18 protein-coding genes are annotated in these 18,708 nt (G+C 67.9%); 14 read left to right on the top strand and 4 right to left on the bottom strand.

Going from position 1 to position 18,708, the window contains the following annotated elements:
* Positions 1 to 43: 43 nt before the first annotated feature.
* Together Cocul_RS04575 and Cocul_RS04570 are read right to left on the bottom strand one after the other, a co-directional pair.
* Positions 44 to 703, bottom strand: a complete 660-nt coding sequence (locus Cocul_RS04575; protein WP_055122147.1) for a TIGR03089 family protein — start codon at positions 701 to 703, stop codon at positions 44 to 46.
* A 21-nt stretch (positions 704 to 724) separates the two neighbouring features.
* Entirely contained in the window at positions 725 to 2,332 is a 1,608-nt protein-coding gene (locus tag Cocul_RS04570) for an LCP family protein (RefSeq protein ID WP_055122146.1), read from the bottom strand.
* A 125-nt stretch (positions 2,333 to 2,457) separates the two neighbouring features.
* Here Cocul_RS04570 and rfbD point away from each other — a divergent pair, with 125 nt between their 5' ends.
* From rfbD to Cocul_RS04550, 4 genes are all read left to right on the top strand, one after another.
* Positions 2,458 to 3,330: a dTDP-4-dehydrorhamnose reductase gene (gene rfbD, locus Cocul_RS04565; protein ID WP_055122145.1), complete on the top strand. Its 873-nt coding sequence runs from the start codon at positions 2,458 to 2,460 to the stop codon at positions 3,328 to 3,330.
* Entirely contained in the window at positions 3,327 to 4,253 is a 927-nt protein-coding gene (locus Cocul_RS04560) for a glycosyltransferase family 2 protein (RefSeq protein WP_055122144.1), read from the top strand. The genes rfbD and Cocul_RS04560 overlap by 4 nt, the downstream gene beginning before the upstream one ends.
* Before the next feature lie 147 nt (positions 4,254 to 4,400).
* Positions 4,401 to 5,480 (top strand): mannose-1-phosphate guanylyltransferase, encoded by a 1,080-nt coding sequence (gene manB / locus Cocul_RS04555; RefSeq protein WP_055122143.1) that lies wholly within the window; start codon positions 4,401 to 4,403, stop codon positions 5,478 to 5,480.
* A gap of 314 nt (positions 5,481 to 5,794) precedes the next feature.
* Positions 5,795 to 6,085 (top strand): WhiB family transcriptional regulator, encoded by a 291-nt coding sequence (locus tag Cocul_RS04550; protein ID WP_425388777.1) that lies wholly within the window; start codon positions 5,795 to 5,797, stop codon positions 6,083 to 6,085.
* 48 nt (positions 6,086 to 6,133) lie between these two features.
* On the opposite strand, the gene Cocul_RS04545 is transcribed toward Cocul_RS04550, so the two are convergent.
* A complete protein-coding gene (locus tag Cocul_RS04545; protein ID WP_055122141.1) occupies positions 6,134 to 6,589 on the bottom strand; it encodes a metallopeptidase family protein in 456 nt (151 codons plus the stop codon).
* An 85-nt stretch (positions 6,590 to 6,674) separates the two neighbouring features.
* On the opposite strand from Cocul_RS04545, the gene Cocul_RS04540 reads away from it, so the two are divergent.
* The 4 genes from Cocul_RS04540 to manA all read left to right on the top strand — a co-directional run bounded on the left by Cocul_RS04540 (position 6,675) and on the right by manA (position 10,871).
* Positions 6,675 to 7,118 carry a DUF3499 domain-containing protein gene (locus tag Cocul_RS04540; RefSeq protein ID WP_055122140.1) on the top strand — a complete coding sequence of 148 codons (444 nt, stop codon included), beginning with the start codon at positions 6,675 to 6,677 and terminating at the stop codon, positions 7,116 to 7,118.
* Between the two features lie 172 nt (positions 7,119 to 7,290).
* On the top strand, positions 7,291 to 8,664 hold the full coding sequence (locus Cocul_RS04535) for a phosphomannomutase/phosphoglucomutase (protein WP_055122139.1): 1,374 nt from the start codon (positions 7,291 to 7,293) through the stop codon (positions 8,662 to 8,664).
* A gap of 19 nt (positions 8,665 to 8,683) precedes the next feature.
* Entirely contained in the window at positions 8,684 to 9,643 is a 960-nt protein-coding gene (locus Cocul_RS12460) for a hypothetical protein (protein ID WP_055122138.1), read from the top strand.
* A gap of 52 nt (positions 9,644 to 9,695) precedes the next feature.
* On the top strand, positions 9,696 to 10,871 hold the full coding sequence (gene manA / locus Cocul_RS04525) for a mannose-6-phosphate isomerase, class I (protein ID WP_055122626.1): 1,176 nt from the start codon (positions 9,696 to 9,698) through the stop codon (positions 10,869 to 10,871).
* Between the two features lie 34 nt (positions 10,872 to 10,905).
* Here the strand turns inward: manA and Cocul_RS04520 are convergent, their stop codons facing one another.
* A complete protein-coding gene (locus Cocul_RS04520) occupies positions 10,906 to 11,814 on the bottom strand; it encodes a hypothetical protein (RefSeq protein WP_150114376.1) in 909 nt (302 codons plus the stop codon).
* 274 nt (positions 11,815 to 12,088) lie between these two features.
* Between Cocul_RS04520 and Cocul_RS04515 the strand changes: the two genes are divergently transcribed.
* The 6 genes from Cocul_RS04515 to Cocul_RS04490 all read left to right on the top strand — a co-directional run bounded on the left by Cocul_RS04515 (position 12,089) and on the right by Cocul_RS04490 (position 18,696).
* Positions 12,089 to 12,442 (top strand): DUF4259 domain-containing protein, encoded by a 354-nt coding sequence (locus tag Cocul_RS04515; RefSeq protein ID WP_055122136.1) that lies wholly within the window; start codon positions 12,089 to 12,091, stop codon positions 12,440 to 12,442.
* A gap of 74 nt (positions 12,443 to 12,516) precedes the next feature.
* Positions 12,517 to 13,956, top strand: a complete 1,440-nt coding sequence (gene ahcY / locus Cocul_RS04510) for an adenosylhomocysteinase (protein WP_055122135.1) — start codon at positions 12,517 to 12,519, stop codon at positions 13,954 to 13,956.
* On the top strand, positions 13,956 to 14,582 hold the full coding sequence (locus tag Cocul_RS04505) for a dTMP kinase (protein WP_055122134.1): 627 nt from the start codon (positions 13,956 to 13,958) through the stop codon (positions 14,580 to 14,582). Before ahcY ends, Cocul_RS04505 begins: the two co-directional genes overlap by 1 nt.
* A 5-nt stretch (positions 14,583 to 14,587) precedes the next feature.
* The gene (gene mtrA / locus Cocul_RS04500) at positions 14,588 to 15,268 is read left to right on the top strand and encodes an MtrAB system response regulator MtrA (protein WP_055122133.1); all 681 of its coding nucleotides are present in this window, start codon (positions 14,588 to 14,590) and stop codon (positions 15,266 to 15,268) included.
* 9 nt (positions 15,269 to 15,277) lie between these two features.
* On the top strand, positions 15,278 to 16,822 hold the full coding sequence (gene mtrB, locus Cocul_RS04495) for an MtrAB system histidine kinase MtrB (RefSeq protein WP_211257098.1): 1,545 nt from the start codon (positions 15,278 to 15,280) through the stop codon (positions 16,820 to 16,822).
* Positions 16,819 to 18,696, top strand: coding sequence for an LpqB family beta-propeller domain-containing protein (locus tag Cocul_RS04490; RefSeq protein ID WP_055122132.1), 1,878 nt, complete (start codon positions 16,819 to 16,821; stop codon positions 18,694 to 18,696). Before mtrB ends, Cocul_RS04490 begins: the two co-directional genes overlap by 4 nt.
* The last annotated feature ends 12 nt before the right edge of the window (positions 18,697 to 18,708 follow it).

The following is an 18,708-nucleotide window of genomic DNA, read 5'->3' as shown; positions in this document are numbered from 1 at the left end:
CGGCGGGCAGCGCACACTGTGAGGACAGTGCGGGCTGTGCGCGCTAGAGCCGCAGCGTGGTCTTTTCCGTCTCCGCGATGGAGCGGAGGCGTTCCTCGGACGCCATGCCGGAGACCACCACGGCGGAGCCGCCCACGGCCAGGGGCTCTAACACCGTGCGCTGGAAGCTGGGGGCGTCGATCCAGCCGGTAGAGAGCACCCGCGCCTCTGCGTGGAGATCGCTGGAGGCGGCGAGGTCCGCCAGGCGCGGGGTGGGGGAAAAGAACTGATCGCCATAAAAGCGCACGGTGGGGCCAAAGTCCACGGTTCCGGGGGGCAGGGTGCCCCCGGTTTCTACCACGCCCCGGCCAAAGGGATCGCGGGTGACCACTACTAGATCGCCCGCGGGGTTCTCCGGCACCCGATCCACGGTGCAGAACTCCACCTCCGCTTCCGCGCCGGGATCCTCCCCGAAGTGGTACGTGACCCCGGCGGTGAGCGCCCCCAGGGCGATCACGCAGGACTGCCAGCCGCTCGGCAGGGAGATGGCAATGTGGGAACCGGGGGCGAGGTCTAACTCCTCGTAGAGCATGTTGCCCACCTTGGCCGCCCAGTTATCCAAGGTCTGGGCGGAGAAGTCGAGGCGGGACTGGGTGTGCTCGTCATAGACGGTGAACCGGGGCCGGGCCGGATCCACCGTCAACAGGTGGGCGAGGAGTTCCATGCCCACGATGGTAGGCGAACTCTAGTTCACGCAGCGCGGGCCGCTGCCACCGGCGTCGATCTCCGTGGCCACCTCGGCGGCCCCGAAGTCCGCGCCGGGCTGCCCCACGGCATCCTCCTCGCGGGGGGCGGTGGACTCAGAGGTGGCCTCGGCGGCGGAGTGCTCCGCAGTATCGTCCTTGGGGCCCGCGTAGTCCTCGGCGGTGACCACGATGAGGGTGCCGGGATCAAGGGTCTCGTTGACCACGATGGGCAGGTCTCCCAGGGCGCGGGAAAGTTCTTGGGCGGCGGGGTCCTCGGCGTGGGGGGCCACGACCTGGCTGGTGGAGTACGCCCCCGGCAGGGCGTTGGTGGTCTCCGCGACGGTGTATCCGGCCGAGGTGAGGTGCGCGGAGACGGAGCCGGCCAGCCCGGAGATGGAACCGGCGTTGAGCACGGTGAGGGTGGCCGGGTGCTCGGGCGCGGCGGGGGACTCGGACTCCTCCTCGGGCGGGGTATTCCCAGAGGAGGGGTGCTCCTCCTCACCCAGGAGGGTGCGCATGAAGGCGTGTACCTGTGGGGGGTCCACGGTCACGATGGACTCGCCGTAATCACCCACGCCGTCGATGGAGGTCACCGGGATGGTATTGAACACCACGTTGCCCCCGGCGAGGTTGGAGAGCTGGGTGGCAAAGCTCATGATGTCCATGCTCTCGTCGAGCACCACGGAGCGCTCCACGGCCTGGCTCATATCGCCCAGGCGGGCGGGGTTGGTCAGGGCGCCGGCGGAGAGCACCTTATTGACCATGGAGGCCATGAACGCCTGCTGGCGCACCACGCGGTCGAGGTCGCCGCGCGGCAAGCCGTGGCGCTGGCGCACGAAGGCCAGGGCCTGGTGCCCGTCGAGGGTTTGCCGCCCGGCGTGGAAGTTCGCGCCGGAGAACTCGTCGTTGACCGCCTCGTTGAGGCACACGTCCACGCCCCCCACGGCGTCGGTTAGCAGAACGAAGCCCAGCAGCCCCACCTCGGCGTAGTGGTCCACCTCGATGCCGGTGAGATCGGAAACGGCGGAGATCAGCCCGGCGCGCCCGGCCTCGGTGGATTGCTTGTCAATGCGCTTTTCATCGGTCATGCCCTCGGCGCGCAGCTCGTCCTCCTTGGTGGTCTTGTAGCTGCTGAACACGCCGTTGATCTTCAGGTTGCCGTAGGAGTCATCGCGGATGTAGGTGTCGCGGGGGATGGAGACGGCGGTGGCGGAGGTGCCGTCGTTGGGCACGCGAATGAGCATGATGGTGTCGGTGTTGTATGCGCCGTCCTCCACCCCGGCACGCAGGGCGTCGAGTTCCTCCCGGCTGAGCGGCTTGCCCTGGGCGTCGGTGCGCGAGTCCGATCCCACCAGGAGGATGTCGGTGGCGCCGTCGGGCGCGGAACCCTTGGCGGTGTTGCCGCCGAGTTGGAGGTTGCCGGCGGAGGCGAGCTGGGAACCCAGGCGGCCCACGGCGAAGTAACCGAGCGCGGAAATAAGCAGCACGAGCGCGGAGAGCACCGCGAGGGTGGTTTTCACCGGCCGCGATCCCGCCTGGGCTACGTTGACCCGGGTGCGCGGCGGGGCCTGAATGTTGCGGGAGGGGCGTGGGGAATGCTTTGTCACTACTCATGCTCCAAGGTGCTGGTGGGGCCGGTGGGCTTGGTGGCCGCTACGCGGCAGCGGCGCCGGCGGGGTATAGAATCCGGGGCATATGTAGGGTAACTCTACTCCCGAGGAGTCTATTCGGCGTGAAGGTGGTTGTCACAGGGGCGGCGGGGCAGCTGGGGCGCTGCCTTCGGCTCAGCGTTCCCCCGCAGGCACAGGTGGTGTGGTGCGATCGGGGGCTTCTCGACGTCACGAGTGCCCCGGCGGTGGCGCGCTCCCCGCTGCTTGACGGGGCGGACGTGGTGCTCAATACCGCCGCCTTCACCGCCGTGGACGCCGCAGAGGAGGAACAGGAGGCCGCTCGGTTGCTCAATGCCGTGGCCCCGGAGTACCTGGCGCGCCGGTGCGCGCGGGAGGGCGCGCACCTGGTGCATGTTTCCACCGATTACGTGTTTGGCGCGCGCGGGGTGGGCGCCCCGGCGCGCGCCTTGGAGCCCGCGGACCCGGTGTGTCCGGGCACCGTCTACGGCCGCACCAAGGCGGCGGGGGAGGCGGCGATTGCGGCCGTGGCCGAGGAACACCCGCAGTGGCGCGGCTACACGGTGGTGCGCACCGCCTGGCTTTTTAGCGGGCCGGTGTTGCCGGGGCACCGGGACTTCGTGAGCACCATGCTGCGCCTGGCCGGGGAGGGGGTCAACCCGCGGGTGGTCAACGATCAAACCGGCAGCCCCACCTTTGCCCTGGATCTCGCGCGCGCCCTGTGGGAGGTGGCGCGGGAGGAATCGGCGGGGATCGTGCACGCGGCCGGCTCCGGCCAGGCCACCTGGTACGACCTCGCGCGCGCCACCTTCGAGCTGGCGGGCCACGACCCCACGCGGGTGCACCCGGTGAGCACGGCGGAATATCCCACGGCCGCGCGCCGCCCGGAGTGGTCTGTCTTGGCCTCGCAGAAGAAACTCCCCGAGTGGCGCGACGGCTTAGCCCGCGCCCTCGGCGCTACACTTTCTGCACCATGAGCACCACCACGCCTGCCTCTTCCTCCGCCTCCGCTCAGCCCGCCCCTCTGGCGGTGATTACCGTGACCTTTTCCCCCGGGCGGCACCTGCGGTCCCTGATCGACTCCCTGGAGGCGGCCACCCGCCGGCCCACGCTGGTGGTGATGGCGGATAACGGATCCACCGACGGCGCGCCCCAGGCCGTCGTGAGGCCGGGGGTGGAACTGCTGCCCACCGGGGGGAACCTCGGTTATGGCCGGGCGGTGAACGCCGCCGTGCGCTACCTCGCGCCCCGCCGCGCGCGCGGCGAGATCGAGGGCGAGTTTTTCCTCGTGGTCAACCCCGATGTGGAGTTCACCCCGGGTGCCCTTGATGAGCTTCTTTCCTGCGCGCGCCGCTGGGAGGGGGCGGGGGCGATCGGGCCGCTGATTAGGCAGTCAGACGGCAGCGCCTACCCCTCGGCACGGGCGGTGCCCTCCCTGCGCACCGGGATAGGGCACGCCCTGCTGGGCGGGGTGTGGCCGGATAACCCCTGGACCCGGGCGTATAAGGCGGGGGCGGAGATGTCCTCGGAGCGGGCGGCGGGGTGGCTCTCCGGCTCCTGCCTGCTGCTGCGCTGGGCGGATTTTGAGGCCCTCGGCGGGTTTGACGAGCGGTACTTCATGTATATGGAGGACGTGGATCTGGGCGATCGCCTGGAGCGCGCCGGGCGGCAGAACGTGCTGTGCCCCTCGGCGGTGATCGAACACGATCAGGGGCACGTGGCGCGGAGGTATTCCGCCGTGACGGTGCCCGCGCATCACGCCAGCGCGTATCGCTTCCTGGCGGATCGGTTGCCGGGGTGGTGGCGCGCCCCGCTGCGTGCGGCGCTGTGGGTGGGGCTGCGGCTGCGGGCCGAGGCCGTGCGGTGGCGAGACGGCGGCGGGGTTGGTGTGGCTGGGTAAAAGAAGGCGGTTTTGCTGAGCGCTTTCGGCGTGTCCCATCACGTGAGAGGGGGGAGGGGCGTGCGAAGATAATCCCCGTTGTGCCCGCCGATCGTGGTCGGGCGAGTGATGTCATTGTTTTTACTGAAGGAACCTCAAAGTAGCGCTATGCCGAATCCCAAGCAGACCGACGCCGTGATCCTCGTGGGGGGCAAGGGCACCCGCCTGCGCCCGCTGACCACGAGCACCCCGAAGCCCATGCTGCCCACGGCCGGGTTCCCCTTCTTGGAGCATCTGTTGGCGCGAATCCGCGCCGCCGGCATGGAGCACGTGGTGCTGGGCACCTCCTACCGTGCGGAGGTCTTTCAGGAATACTTTGGGCACGGCTCGGACTTTGGCCTGGAGATCGAATACGTGGTGGAGGAGCAGGCCCTGGGCACGGGCGGAGGTATCCGCAACGTGTACGAGCGGCTGCGCCACGATACCGCGATGGTGTTCAACGGCGATGTGCTCAGCGGCATGGATCTGCGGGCGTTGCTGCGCACGCACGAGGAGCGCGAGGCGGATCTGACCCTGCACCTGGTGCGGGTGGCCGATCCCAGCGCCTTTGGCTGCGTGCCCACGGACGATGAGGGGCGGGTGCAGGCGTTCTTGGAAAAGACGGAGGACCCGCCCACCAACCAGATCAACGCGGGTTGCTACGTGTTCCGCCGGGAGTTGATCGCCCAGATTCCCCAGGGGCGAGTGGTGTCCGTGGAGCGCGAAACCTTCCCGAACCTGCTGGCCGAGGGCAGGCGGGTATATGGGCACGTGGACGCGGCGTATTGGCGGGACATGGGCCGCCCGGATGATTTTGTGCGTGGTTCCTCGGACCTGGTGCGGGGCATCGCCCCCTCCCCGCTGCTGGAGGGGCGCACGGGGGAACACCTGGTGGATGCGTCCGCGGGGGTGCGCGATGGCGTGATTCTGGTGGGCGGGACCGTGGTGGGCCGCGGCAGCGAGGTGGGCGCGGGGTCGCGTATCGACGACTCTGTGATCTTTGACGGCGTGACCGTGGAGCCGGGCGCGGTGATTGAGGATTCCATCATCGCCTCCGGGGTTCGGGTGGGGGCCAACGCCAGGATCAAGGGCTGCGTGATCGGGGAGGGCGCGCAGATCGGGGCGCGGTGCGAGCTTCTCGACAGCATGCGGGTGTGGCCCGGCGTGGTGATTCCGGACGGCGGCATTCGTTTTTCCACGGACGCATAGGAGGGGTGCGGGGCGCAGCGTCCCCTCCCTTATGTTCTGTGTCTAAGGCTTAGGTGCCCCGCCCGGTGGGGTGGGAACCTTCCCTGTGGGTAGTGCACAGAAAAATTACCACCACTACATCTAGTACCCCTGGGCATCACCCCCTCCGTGCGAGTGCTGTGGCCAATGTGATTAATGGTGTTGCTGACGTGCCCGTATGGAAAAGGGTGGCGGAAAAGGCGGCATATGGCTTGACGATATGTAGTGATGTGGTGTTGAATCTCAACGTTGTAAGCAACTGTTGGGTACGGAGAAGGGACCGTGGCGTGGAAGATATGGCCGATGACGCCACCCTCCGTGGCGGAACCACCGCCAGGCTCACTCTTGACGATCTCTTCGGGGCGGTAGAGCAGGAATGGCAGGATCAGGCCCTGTGTGCGCAGACCGATCCCGAGGCCTTTTTTCCCGAAAAGGGCGGATCGACGCGCGAGGCAAAGCGCATCTGCCGGGCCTGCGGGGTGCGCGATGAGTGCCTGGAATACGCCCTGGAGAACGATGAGCGCTTTGGTATTTGGGGTGGGCTGTCCGATCGTGAGCGTCGCCGGTTAAGGCGCGAGATTTCCTGAACGAAAATAGGGTGATACCGCCCTTTTCTGGCGCTTTCTATCCGCTTTCTACCACTGAAAATCGGGGTCAATATCGCGCGGGTCGATATTAAGGTACCCGGCCACCAGGGCGGTGAGAATGGTAGAGAGGAGATCCTGCAATTCCTCGGCGCTTTCTACCCGGTGCTCAATGGGCATGCGGAATAACACGATCCGGGAGCGTGTGGGGTGGCCTGCGGCGTCCACGCCGGCGGGAATGATCCGGCCCAGGGGAACCGGCCCATCGGCCACGATCTCGGGGGGGAGCACCGTGAGGTCGGGGCGCAGCTGCATACGCGGCACGGTGTCCACGGCCACGTCGAGGTTGGCTAACTGCTCGTAGAACTGTGTGGCCAGGGGGGCGTAGGCCTCAAGCACGGCGGCGTCGAAAAGCTGCCCCCTGCTGCGGTGTCGCGGCAGGGTGGAGGGAAGCAGGGGGCCGCGCAGTCCCCGGTCGCGGCGATCCCGGAAAGCCCTGGTGTACATGGGGGCAAGCCTACGTGGCGCGCGCGGCGGCATGGGCGGGGCGCGCCGGTGGGGTATTCAAATCTCAAGTTGAGGTCTAGACTCTATGGGCGTGAATCAATTTCGTCGCTGTTCCCGCCCCGGCTGCGGCAAACCCGCGGTAGCCACGCTCACCTACGCCTACGCGGAATCCACGGCGGTGGTCGGCCCCCTGGCTCCCTCCTCGGAGCCGCATAGCTGGGATCTGTGCGCGCATCACTCCGAGCGGATCACCGCCCCCCTGGGCTGGGAAATGCTGCGGGTAGAGGGCATCGAGATGGACGAGGACGAGGATCTCACGGCCCTGGCCGAGGCCGTGCGCGAGGCGGGGCGCTTCTCCACCGGCCTGGTGGGCGGACACGATCCGCGCGGCGAGGAGGCCGCCGATCACGCCCTAAACCCGAATACCTCGATCCACCCGGTGCACCGCTCCAAGCGGCTGGCGGAGGAAAAGCAGCGCCGCCGCGCGCACCTGCGCGTGGTGCGCGACGACGAGACGCCGGAGGGGTAACCGCACCGGCGGGAGGCCGGCGGCTCCCGGCGCGCGGCCCGCTACACTGGGGTGGCGTTGGCCGTGGGTGGGAAACCCCGTGGAGCCGCGCCCGGCGGAACCCGCCAGCGAGATCCAGATAAACCGAGATCTAGATAAACAATGACGATCACCCCAGGAGGAACCCCCAACGATGCGCACCCGAGAATCCGTGACCGCAGTGATTAAGGCCTATGACATTCGAGGCGTGGTGGGGCGCGATATTGATGCGGAGTTCGTCCGCGACGCCGGCGCGGCCTTTGCCCACCTGCTGCGCGAGGAGGAGGAAACCACCCTCGCGGTGGGCCACGATATGCGCCCCTCCTCCCCGGAGCTGGCGCAGGCCTTCGCCCAGGGAGCCACCAGCCAGGGGCTCGACGTGGTGCTGCTGGGCCTGACCTCCACCGATGAGTTGTACTTTGCCTCGGGTTCCCTGGAGTGCGCGGGCGCGATGTTTACCGCCAGCCACAATCCCGCGGAATATAACGGCATCAAGCTGTGCCGCCGGGGCGCGCGCCCGGTGGGGCAGGACACCGGCCTGGGGGAGATCACCGATGCCCTGGTGGCCGGGGTGCCGGAGTACGCGGGAACCCCCGGTACCGTCTCCCAGCGGGACGTGCTGGGGGAATACGGCGCGTACCTGCGCTCCCTGGTGGATCTGAGCCAGATCAGGCCGCTGGTGGTGGCGGTGGATGCCGCCAACGGCATGGGTGGCCTGACGGTGCCCGCGGTATTCGAGGGCCTACCCCTGGACATTCGCCCGCTGTACTTTGACCTGGACGGCACCTTCCCCAACCATGAGGCCAACCCCCTGGAACCGAAGAACCTGGTGGATTTGCAGCGCTTTGTGGTGGAGCAGAAGGCGGACATCGGCCTGGCCTTCGACGGGGACGCGGATCGCTGCTTTGTGGTCGATGAGCGGGGCAACCCGGTCTCGCCCTCCGCGATCTGCGCGCTGGTGGCGCAGCGTTACCTGCGCGAGAACCCGGGCGCCACGATCATTCACAACCTCATCACCTCGCGCACCGTGCCGGAGGTGATCGAGGAAAACGGCGGCACCGCCGTGCGCACTCGCGTGGGGCACTCCTTCATCAAGGCTTCGATGGCCGAGCACGGTGCGGTGTTCGGCGGCGAGCATTCCGCGCACTATTACTTCACGGAGTTCTTCAACGCGGACTCGGGGATCCTGGCCGCCATGCACGTCCTGGCCGCCCTGGGAACGGAGGGTGGGCAGCGCCCCCTCTCCGAACTCATGGCGCAGTACACCCGATACGCCTCCTCGGGCGAGATCAACTCCACGGTGGCCGATCAGCAGGCCGCCACCCAGGCCGTGGTGGAGGCGATGAAGGATCGCACGGAGTCCCTGGACACCCTCGACGGGGTGACCATTCAGCTTTCCGGCACCCCCGCCTGGTTCAACGTGCGCGCCTCCAACACGGAACCGCTGCTGCGGTTGAACCTGGAGGCCCCCACGGAGGCCGAGGTGGACAGCCTCGTGGCGGAGATCCTGGACATCATTCGGGCCTAGGGCGCTATCCTTGGAGGGCATGACCACGCCCTCCGCCGAGATGATGCGCTTTACCCGGGTGGCCTACGAGGGCGCCCAGGCGCGCACCGCCGCCCAGCTTGCCGACGCCCCGGAACTCATCGGCACCCGCCCCCGCAGCGTGGTGGTGCTCGCCACGGATACCCTCGCCCGGGCCAGCGCCGGGCTGCTCGTGGCGCTCAAGGAGCCACTGCGCGTGCCCGTGGTGCTCGCGCGCACGCTCCCCAGCTACGTGGGTGCCCTAGACGTGCTCATCGTGGTGGGGAGCCGAGCCGAGGACGAGCACGCCGCCCGGGCGATGTCCGTGGCCTCCCAGCGCGGGGCCACGGTGGTCTACGCCGGGCCTACCGAGGGGCCGCTGCGCGCCGATGCCCCCGAGCGCGCGGTGCTTCTCGATGCCCCACAGGCCGCCCCCGCGATTTCCCCGGCGCGCACGCTCTGCGCCGTCTCCGCGGTGCTTGACCTCACGGAGGACGATCCCCACCTGGTGTCCACGCGCCTGGAACACCTCGCGGACGTGGTGGACGAGGAGATCGCGCGCGTGCACGCGGAGCGGGAGGAAACGGTCAATCCGGCGCGCAACCTGCGCTCCTGGTGCGAAGGGGCGCGGATCATGCACACCGGGTACGGCGCGGTGCCCCTGGCGCTGGCCGAGGTGGTGGCGCGGGCGTGGAGCGCCTACGCGCTGCCCAGCGGGGTGGCGGAGCCGCACGAGGCGGCCGACGCCGTGGCTGCGGGGGTGGGGGCGGCTCCGCGCGATCTGTTTTATGACCCCTTCCTCGATGGGGAGAGGGAAATGCTACCTTTGAAGGTCGTTGTGTGGGCCGCCGAGGCGGCCCATTTTCCGGGCGGGCTGGCCCAGTCCACGCCCGCAGTGGCGCACGGCCCCGCCGCAGAAGCATTGTGTTTGATCGTGCGGGCGCTGGCGGCCACGGTGCCGCTGGAGGAACATCGGGAGTAGACGCAAGCGGCTTCCTAGAGAGAGCACAGAGAAGATGGAGGAGAAGAACCGCATGGACAAGCTCAACGGGGTGATCCGCGCCTACCCCTGGGGATCGCGCACCCTCATCCCCGGCCTGCGCGGGGAGCCGGTGCCCTCCGCGAATCCCCAGGCAGAGCTGTGGTACGGGGCGCACCCGGCCTCCCCCTCGACGCTGCGCGCCACGCGGGAGGCGCTCGACGCCGCGATTGCCGCCGACCCGGAAGCCCATCTGGGGTCCCGCGTGCGGGCCGCCTTCGGGGATCGGCTGCCCTTCCTGCTCAAGTTGTTGGCCGCCGCGGAGCCACTTTCCCTTCAGGCGCACCCCTCCAAGGCTCAGGCGGAGGAGGGCTTCGCGCGGGAAAACGCCGAGGGCATTTCCCTCGACGCGGCGAACCGTAATTACAAGGACGATAACCACAAGCCGGAACTCATCGTGGCGCTCACGGAGTTCACCGCGATGGCGGGATTCCGCCCGCTGGATCGCACCCTGGAACTCTTCAACGTGCTGGATTGCCCGGAGGTGGAGCGCTACCTCACCATGCTCGATCCCCAGGGGGACGAGGCCGCGAACCTGCGGGCGCTTTTTACCACCTGGATCACCATTCCGCACGCCGTGCGCACCGCGCTGATCCAGGCGATCGTGGAGCATGCCCGCCCCCTCGCGGGCCGGGGCGATTGGATCGGAGACGTGCTCTCCACCGTGCTGGACATGCAGGAGCGCTATCCCGGCGATATCGGCGTGCTGGGCGCGCTGTTGCTCAACCACATTCACCTGGAGCCGGGGCAGGCGATCTACCTGGACGCGGGCCAGCTTCACGCCTACGTCAAGGGCATGGGCGTGGAGATCATGGCGAACTCCGATAACGTGCTGCGCGGCGGGTTGACCTCCAAGTATGTGGACGTGCCGGAGCTGGTGCGGTTGCTGACCTTTGATTCCCTGCGCGAGCCCACCGTGGAATGCGATTCCCAGGGGTATTACCCGGTGCCGAGCACGGAGTTTCAGTTAAGCCGTCACCGGCTTGGGGGTACCGAGGCGCTGGAGGTGGATCATGATGGCCCCTCCATCGTGATGTGCACGCAGGGGCGGGCGCGCGTGGGGGAGGAAACACTGGCGGCGGGAGAGGCCGCGTGGGTGCCGGCCAGCGCGTCGGCGGCGCGCTGCGGCGCCGAGGGGGAGGCCGCCGAGGTGTTTTGGGCGCGGGTATAGGCTGACGCGCGCGAGTTCGCAGGCGGGGGGGGGGTTAAGAACCCGAAGCGGTGGTGGGCGCCGCGGTCGGCTGAGTTGGCTCGGTGGGGCGTGCGGCCGGGTCATCCGTGGGTCCGGCCGGTGCCGTTTCTTCGGGGGTCTCCTCAGGAGCGTCAGGAGTGGTGTCGGCGGGCTGCGGCTTCTCCTCGTCGCCCACGCGGCGCAGGCCAGCGGACGGGGCTTCCTCTGAGGGCTCGATGGTCTCCTGCGGCTCCACCGATTCCTCCGAGGTTTCTTCACTCAGGGGAAGAAGGGAGGCGCCGGGGAGCTTGGAGAGTTCCTCCTGGGTTTGCTCCAAGGCCTCGGAGATTTCGGGGATCATCGGGAGGTCGTTGCGCTCGTTCTCCTCCGGCGCGCTGGTCTGCGCGGGGGCCGTGGGTGCGGTGGGCGCCGTGGGGGTGGCGTCGCCAGTGCCCCTGGAGCCTCGTGGCCCGCTGGTCTCCCCGCTGCCCTCCGGCTGCGCGGGGGCGTACGGGGTGCTCGTGGGTTCGTCGTCGAGGGCGAGGACGGCGTCGGGAGCCGTCGCGGTGTTCTCGGGGCGTTGTGCGGAGACGCTATCGGGGCGGTAGATCTTGGTGGGTTCGGCGCGCAGCACCGTGGGGGATTCCGCCAGGGGCTCCTCGGGTTGGTGCTGGTTGGGGCGCCGTTGTGGGGCAGCAAGGGGGGCCTCGGCGTCCGTCGTGGAGTGCTGGGCCCTGGTCGAGGGGGAGCGCTCGTCCTCGCCGGTTCTCCCCGGGGAGGCGGGGGCGAGCGAGGAGGTTTCTGCGGCGGCGGAGTGGCGGGCCTGATTTTTGGGGGCGGAGGAGGAGGGGACGGAGACGCGCCAAACGAGCAAGCCGACGGCCGCCGCGGCGATGATGCCCACGGCGATGAAAGCCATCACCTTGCGTGTATCCTTGGTCACTTCGTGTGCGCCTCTTCCCGCTGTTCAGCGTGGGGGTAGTCTTCGGGAGGGAGATGGCGGGTGTACTACCGCGCCATCGGGTGTCGGTATAACCTCGACCTCGTAATGTCACAACCTGATAACGAATTTATCAGAACTAGGTATGAAAGCAAGGGCATATTATTCTCCCGCGGGTGGTCAGGGGTGCGGCGCGACATCCAGGCCCGAGATCGACCTCAAGACCGGCCCCGAGAACGCGGTGAGAAAGCCCAGATAAAAGGAAGGCGGCAGGATTATGGGTGCATGGGACATCGCTATTTTCGCTAGGGAGGAAAACGAGGACTTCCTGGAGGAACTGGGAAGCCTGGAGGATCGGGAGGTAGTGGAGGCCATCCGGGACGCCTGCGTGCTGGCGCAGAAGCAGGGAACGGTGAGCGAGGAGGAGCGCCTCAACGGGCTTGCCGCCGCCACGGTGGCGGCGATCTGGGCCGGTGCCCCGTTCTCCGCTGGGGACGTGGCGGATGCGCACCCCTTTCTGCGCGATCTCATCGGCTCGGGCGATGAGGAACTGCGGGAGGCCGCCGCCGACCTGCTGGAGAACGCCGAGGTGGAAGAGGACCTGGAGGTCTACGTGGAGGCACTGTCGTAAAAAAAGGGGGCCGAGCGCCCCGGGGAGGCTAGTGTGGTGAGCAGTGCAGAACTTTCAAGGATTGGTGATGGACAATGAGCACCCCCCTGACCTATAAGGTGGCGGACCTTGGCCTGGCGGAGGCCGGCCGCCACCAGATTCGCCTGGCCGAGCACGAGATGCCGGGGCTGATGGCCCTGCGCCGGGAGTACGCGGAGGAACAGCCGCTGCGCGGCGCGCGGATCGCCGGATCCATTCACATGACCGTGCAGACGGCGGTGCTCATCGAGACGCTCACGGCCCTGGGCGCGCAGGTGCGCTGGTCCTCCTGCAACATCTTCTCCACCGACGACGCCGCCGCGGCCGCTGTGGTGGTGGGCCAGGGCACCCCGGAGGACCCCCAGGGGCCGGCGGTGTTCGCCTGGAAGGGCGAGACCCTGGAGGAATACTGGTGGTGCCTGGATCAGATCTTTGACTGGGGCGAGGGCCACGCCCCCAACATGATCCTGGACGATGGCGGCGATGCCACGATGGCCGTGATTAAGGGCAGCGAGTACGAGCGCGCGGGGGCGGTACCCGAGGACATGCCCGGCGACGCGGACGAGGAGGTGGCCTTCCGCGCGATGCTGCGCCGGGTGCTGGCCCAGGACGCGCGGAAGTGGAGCCGCACGGCGCAGACCGTGCGCGGCGTGACCGAGGAAACCACCACCGGCGTGCACCGCCTGTACCACTGCGCCCAGCAGGGCACCCTGCCGTTCCCCGCGATGAACGTCAACGACGCCGTGACCAAGTCCAAGTTCGATAACAAGTACGGCACCCGGCACAGCCTGATCGACGGCCTCAACCGCGCCACGGACATGCTCATGGGCGGAAAGAACGTGCTCATCTGCGGCTACGGGGACGTGGGCAAGGGCTGCGCCGAGGCGATGAAGGGCCAGGGCGCTCGGGTGAAGGTCACCGAGGTGGACCCGATCAACGCGCTTCAGGCCCTCATGGAGGGCTTCCCCGTGGTCACCGTGGAGGAGGCCATCGCGGAGGCGGACATCGTGATTACCGCCACCGGCAACCGGGGCGTGATTACCTTCGAGCACATGCTGGCCATGAAGGATCACGCGGTGCTGGGCAACATCGGGCACTTTGATAACGAGATTGACATGGCCTCGCTGACCCGCCGCGAGGACGTGACCCGGCAAAACATCAAGCCGCAGGTGGACGAGTTCACCCTGCCCACCGGGCGCTCCATAATCGTGCTCTCGGAGGGGCGCCTGCTGAACCTGGGCAACGCCACCGGGCACCCCAGCTTTGTGATGTCCAACTCCTTTGCGGATCAGACCATCGCCCAGATCGAGCTTTTCCAGCACGCCGAGGACTACCAGAACCAGGTGTACCGCCTGCCCAAGATCCTGGACGAGAAGGTCGCGCGGATTCACGTGGAGGCCCTGGGCGGCGCGCTGACGGAACTGACCAAGGAGCAGGCCGAGTACATCGGGGTGGACGTGGCCGGGCCCTTCAAGCCGGAGCACTACCGATACTGATGATCGTCTCCATCGAGGGTATCGACGGCGCGGGAAAAAACACCCTGGTACAGGCCATTCGCGCGGAGCTGGGGGCCGATGCGGTGGCCTTCCCGCGCTACGAGCAGTCCGTGCCCGCGCAACTCGCCCAGAGCGCCCTGCGCGGGCAGATGGGCGACCTGGTGGATTCTGTCTACGGCATGGCCACCCTGTTCGCCCTGGATCGCTATGGCGCGGCGGAGGCGCTGCGGGAATACCGCGAGGGCGAGAAGATCGTGGTGCTGGATCGCTACGTGGCCTCTAACGCCGCCTACTCCGCGGCGCGCTTGGCGGGAGACCTCCAGGCGGCGCGGGAGGTGGTGCGGTGGGTGCAGGAATTGGAGTTCGAGCGATTCGGCCTGCCCGTGCCCGACCTCCAGGTGTTGCTGGATACGCCGCCCAGGGAGGCGTCGGCACGCGCCCAGAGGCGGGAGTTGGATGACGCCTCCCGCACCCGCGACAGGTACGAGCGCGACGGTGGGCTCCAGGAGCGCACCTACGCCGCCTACCGGGACCTGGCGCGGCGGCGGTGGGCGGGCCCGTGGCTGGTAGCCTCAGAGCCACAAGAGGTAGTACAAGCAGTGCGCAGTCTCGCGGAGGAACGATAACAATTATGGTGCCCAAGATCCTGGTGGTGGACGACGATCCCGCGATCTCGGAGATGCTCACGCTGGTGTTGGAGGGGGAGGGCTTTGACACTGTGGCCGTGATGGACGGCGTGGAGGCCGTGCCCACCGCCCAGCGCGAGGCCCCGGATCTCATCCTGCTTGACCTCATGCTGCCGGGAATGAACGGCGTGGATATTTGCCGGGCGATCCGGCAGGAATCCACCGTGCCCATCGTCATACTCACCGCCAAGACGGACACCGTGGACGTGGTGCTGGGCCTGGAATCGGGGGCCGATGATTACATCACCAAGCCCTTCAAACCCAAGGAACTGGTGGCCCGTATTCGCGCCCGCCTGCGCCGCACGGACAACGAGCCCAGCGAGGTCCTGGAGGTGGGTTCCGTGCTCATCGACGTCCCCCGGCACTCCGTGCGGCGGGACGGTGTGGAGGTGGCGCTCACGCCCATCGAGTTTGACCTGCTGGTGGAGATGGCCCGCAAACCCGGCCAGGCCTTTAGCCGCGATGAGCTTCTAGAGCGCGTGTGGGGCTACCGGCAGTCCGCCGATAGCCGCGTGGTGAACGTGCACGTGCAGCGGCTGCGCTCCAAGATTGAGAAGGACCCGGAGAACCCCACGATCATTCTCACGGTGCGGGGAGTGGGGTATAAGACGGGCTCGGGGGAGTAGCGCAGTTTGTTGAGGCAGAAGCTAGCGCGGTGGCAGGAGTCGATCGCGGAATCGTGGCGCACCTCGCTCCAGGTGCGGGTGATCGGCTCCATGCTCGTGGCCACCTCCGTGGTCATGCTCATCTTGGGCCTGGCGATGATCTCAATAGTCACCCAGCGCCTGGTGGACAGCAAGATCAACACCGCAGATTCGGAGATCGAGCGGGTGCGCCTGGCCGTGGAGCAGCAGATCGCGGCCACCTCGCCCAATAACTCCGTGCAGGTGCGCCTCAATTCCGCCCGCGCCGCGCTGACCAACCGTTCCGGCACGGAGGCCGATACCTCTCCCTATGAGCCGGTGCTGGTGGTCTCCCACCAGGACGAGGCCCAGGTCTCCGCACCCCAGGGCTTTGACATCCCTTCGAGCCTGCAAAAGTTCGTCAGCGAGGGGCAGGTGTCCACCCAGTTTCACGAGGTGGGCCGCAGCGACGGCACGCACTACAACGCCCTCATCATCGGCAGCCCCACCAGCTCCGATATACCCGGTTTGCAGGTGTACCTGGTGCTCTCCATGGAGGATGACGAGGAGACCATGGCGCTCATGCGCGGCCTGATCTCCGCGGCGGCTGTGATCGTGGTGGTGCTGCTCATCGGCATCGCCTGGCTGCTGGCCCAGCAGGTGATTACCCCGGTGCGCTCGGCCTCCCGGATCGCGGAGCGCCTGGCCGCCGGCCACCTGCGCGAACGCATGTCCGTGGAAGGGGAGGATGAGATGGCGCGCCTGGCCATGAGCTTTAATTCGATGGCGGAATCCCTGTCCAAGCAGATCCAGCAGCTCAAGGAATACGGAGACCTCCAGCGCCAGTTCACCTCGGACGTCTCGCATGAGTTGCGCACCCCCCTGACCACGGTGCGCATGGCGGCGGACATGATCGCCATGCACGCCGACGAGTTCGACCCCGGCACCCGCCGCGCCACCGAGCTGATGACCACGGAGCTGGATCGCTTCGAGGACCTGCTCACCGACCTCCTGGAAATCTCGCGGCACGACGCCGGCGTGGCGGACCTGAGCGAATCTCGCCTGGACATCCGCATGTGCGTGAACGAGGCCTGGCAGCAGGTGAAGCACCTGGCCGGAGAAATCGGGGTGGAGGTGAACATTCACGCCCCGGAGGAGCCGCTGTACCTTACCGCCGATTCGCGCCGGGTGGAGCGCGTGCTGCGCAACCTGCTGGCCAACGCGATCGACCATTCCGAGGGAAACCCGGTGGAGGTGCACCTGGCGGGCAATGAGGAGGCGGTGGCCGTGACCGTCACCGATCACGGCGTGGGCCTGCGCGAGGGTCAGGAGGAGTTGGTGTTCAACCGCTTCTGGCGGGCGGACCCCTCCCGCAAGCGCCACTCCGGGGGCACCGGGCTGGGCCTGGCCATCGCCCAGGAGGACATCGTGTTGCACGGCGGGATTCTCGACGCCGCCGGAACCGAGGGCGTGGGTTCGCAGTTCCGCGTGGTGCTGCCCCGCACCCCCAACGCGCCGGTGACGCACAGCCCCTTGGAATTGGAGGCCCCCGCATGATGAATCCCCGGATCACCCCCTCGCTGCGTTCCTCGGGGCGCCCCCGCCGGCGTCGCACCGCCACGACCATTGTGGCCGTGGTCTGCTCGGTGAGTCTGGTGGGGGCGTGTAGCACCCTGCCGCGCAACTCCGAGCCCCGCGCCTTGAGGGCGTTTAGCTCCGCGCCGCGGGAACCTGAGCAGACCATCGTGCCCGAGCAGGATGCCGATCCCGGCGTGCTGCTGCGTGATTTCTTCCAGGCCTCTGCGAACCCCTCGCAGAATTACCAGTCCGCCCGCGCCTTTTTATCCTCGGATCTGGCGGCCTCTTGGCCCAAGCAGCAGAGCATTCGCGTGATCGAGGGCATGGAGACCAGCACGGAACCGGGCTCCACGGATTCCAAGCACACGCTGCGGATCCGCGCCAATGTGATCGGGGAGATGGATGCCGAAGGCTCCTTCGTGCCCCTCAACGAGCGCATGGAAACCTCCGTGGTGTTCGAGCGCGATGAGGACGATCAGTGGCGCATGACCACCCTGCCCGGCGTGGTGATTATCGAGCGCACGGATCTGCGCAACCACTACGAGCCGCGCACGCTGTACTTCCCGAGTAAGAACGGCAAGAACCTGGTGAGCGATCGCCGCTGGGTGTACCGGGGCCAGGAGGACGTGCGCGATACCCTGCTGGGCATGATGCTCCACGGCCCGAGCGAGACCATCCTGCCCGCCGTGCGCAGCGATATTCCCCAAAACGCCTCGCTCTCCGTGAGCACCAGCGGGGTGCTGCGGTTTGCCGGCATGAGCGGCCTGGATCGTGAGCAGCGCATTGCCTTCGCCGCCCAGGTAGTGTGGACGCTGGCCGGGGCCAACATCGGCGGGCCTTATACCATCGAGATCGATGGCACCCCCGTGGCGGAGGGGCTGGAGGAGATCACCACCGACGACGTGGCCGAGTACAACCCCGAGGTAGGCTCCACCACCGTGACCCCGCTGTACGCGGTATCCGAGGACGGTGCGCTGGTCACCGTCTCCGCCAACACGGCCGAACCGGTGCCTGGGGAACTAGGGGTAGCCGGGGCGATGAAGGAGGCGGACATCACCGCCGACGGGCACATCGCGCTGACCCGCTCCTCTGGGGACCGCAGTCGGCTCTTTTTGGGCAAGGTCACCGGGGGCGTAGAGGAGGCCCTGGAGGCCACCAGTATCACCCGCCCCTCCTTCGAGCAGGGGACCTCGGCGGCCTGGGCCGTGATCGACGGTTCCGAGGTGGTGCGCGCCGTGCGCTCGTCGAGCACGGGCGAGCTGGTGCACACCACGGTGAATACCTCGGCGCTGTCCGCGATGTGGCGTACAGAAAACACGGCAAGCACAGAACGCGCAGGCAACGGCACAGAGGCCGCGCCCACCACCGCATCGGCCTCACCGAGTGCCTCCTCCGACCCCGCCGAGCAAAGCAGCGCCCCCATCACGGAATTGCGCCTTTCCCCCTCTGGTGCGCGCGCCGCGATCATCATCGACTCCCGCGTTTACGTGGGCATCGTGGACAAGACGGAGGCCGGGGGGCGGGCCATCGTGAACCCGATGGAGGTGTCCCCACAGTTGGCGGGCAGGGTCACCGCCGTGGATTGGAGCACGGACGGCTCCCTGCTGGTGGGCACCAGCGAGGCCGGAAGCCCCCTGTTTAGGGTGGAACAGGACGGCTCGGAGACCGCACCCATCGCCTCGGCCACGGTGTCCGCCCCGGTGACGGCGGTGGCAGATTCCGCCGACAGGCTCTATCTCACCGATTCCCTGGCCATACGCATGATGCCCGACGCCCCCTCGGGCGAGGAGGCCTACTGGCGTGAGGTTCCGGGCCTGCAAGGTACCCGCGCCACCCCCATCGTGGTGCACTAGCGGCGGGGCTGG

It is taken from the genome of Corynebacterium oculi (assembly GCF_001412105.1).
Taxonomy (GTDB): domain Bacteria; phylum Actinomycetota; class Actinomycetes; order Mycobacteriales; family Mycobacteriaceae; genus Corynebacterium; species Corynebacterium oculi.
The sequence above is the reverse complement of the archived record's forward strand: the minus strand, read 5'-3'. Positions and strand labels throughout refer to the sequence as shown.

Coding starts and splice junctions, on each gene's coding strand:
- Cocul_RS04540 (WP_055122140.1), top strand. CDS start 6,675: ATGGGCGTGAATCAATTTCGTCGCTGTTCCCGCCCCGGCTGCGGCAAA.
- Cocul_RS04545 (WP_055122141.1), bottom strand. CDS start 6,589: ATGTACACCAGGGCTTTCCGGGATCGCCGCGACCGGGGACTGCGCGGC.
- Cocul_RS04560 (WP_055122144.1), top strand. CDS start 3,327: ATGAGCACCACCACGCCTGCCTCTTCCTCCGCCTCCGCTCAGCCCGCC.
- Cocul_RS04490 (WP_055122132.1), top strand. CDS start 16,819: ATGATGAATCCCCGGATCACCCCCTCGCTGCGTTCCTCGGGGCGCCCC.
- Cocul_RS04535 (WP_055122139.1), top strand. CDS start 7,291: ATGCGCACCCGAGAATCCGTGACCGCAGTGATTAAGGCCTATGACATT.
- Cocul_RS04505 (WP_055122134.1), top strand. CDS start 13,956: ATGATCGTCTCCATCGAGGGTATCGACGGCGCGGGAAAAAACACCCTG.
- Cocul_RS04575 (WP_055122147.1), bottom strand. CDS start 703: ATGGAACTCCTCGCCCACCTGTTGACGGTGGATCCGGCCCGGCCCCGG.
- Cocul_RS04550 (WP_425388777.1), top strand. CDS start 5,795: ATGGCCGATGACGCCACCCTCCGTGGCGGAACCACCGCCAGGCTCACT.
- manB (WP_055122143.1), top strand. CDS start 4,401: ATGCCGAATCCCAAGCAGACCGACGCCGTGATCCTCGTGGGGGGCAAG.
- Cocul_RS12460 (WP_055122138.1), top strand. CDS start 8,684: ATGACCACGCCCTCCGCCGAGATGATGCGCTTTACCCGGGTGGCCTAC.
- Cocul_RS04515 (WP_055122136.1), top strand. CDS start 12,089: ATGGGTGCATGGGACATCGCTATTTTCGCTAGGGAGGAAAACGAGGAC.
- mtrA (WP_055122133.1), top strand. CDS start 14,588: ATGGTGCCCAAGATCCTGGTGGTGGACGACGATCCCGCGATCTCGGAG.
- manA (WP_055122626.1), top strand. CDS start 9,696: ATGGACAAGCTCAACGGGGTGATCCGCGCCTACCCCTGGGGATCGCGC.
- ahcY (WP_055122135.1), top strand. CDS start 12,517: ATGAGCACCCCCCTGACCTATAAGGTGGCGGACCTTGGCCTGGCGGAG.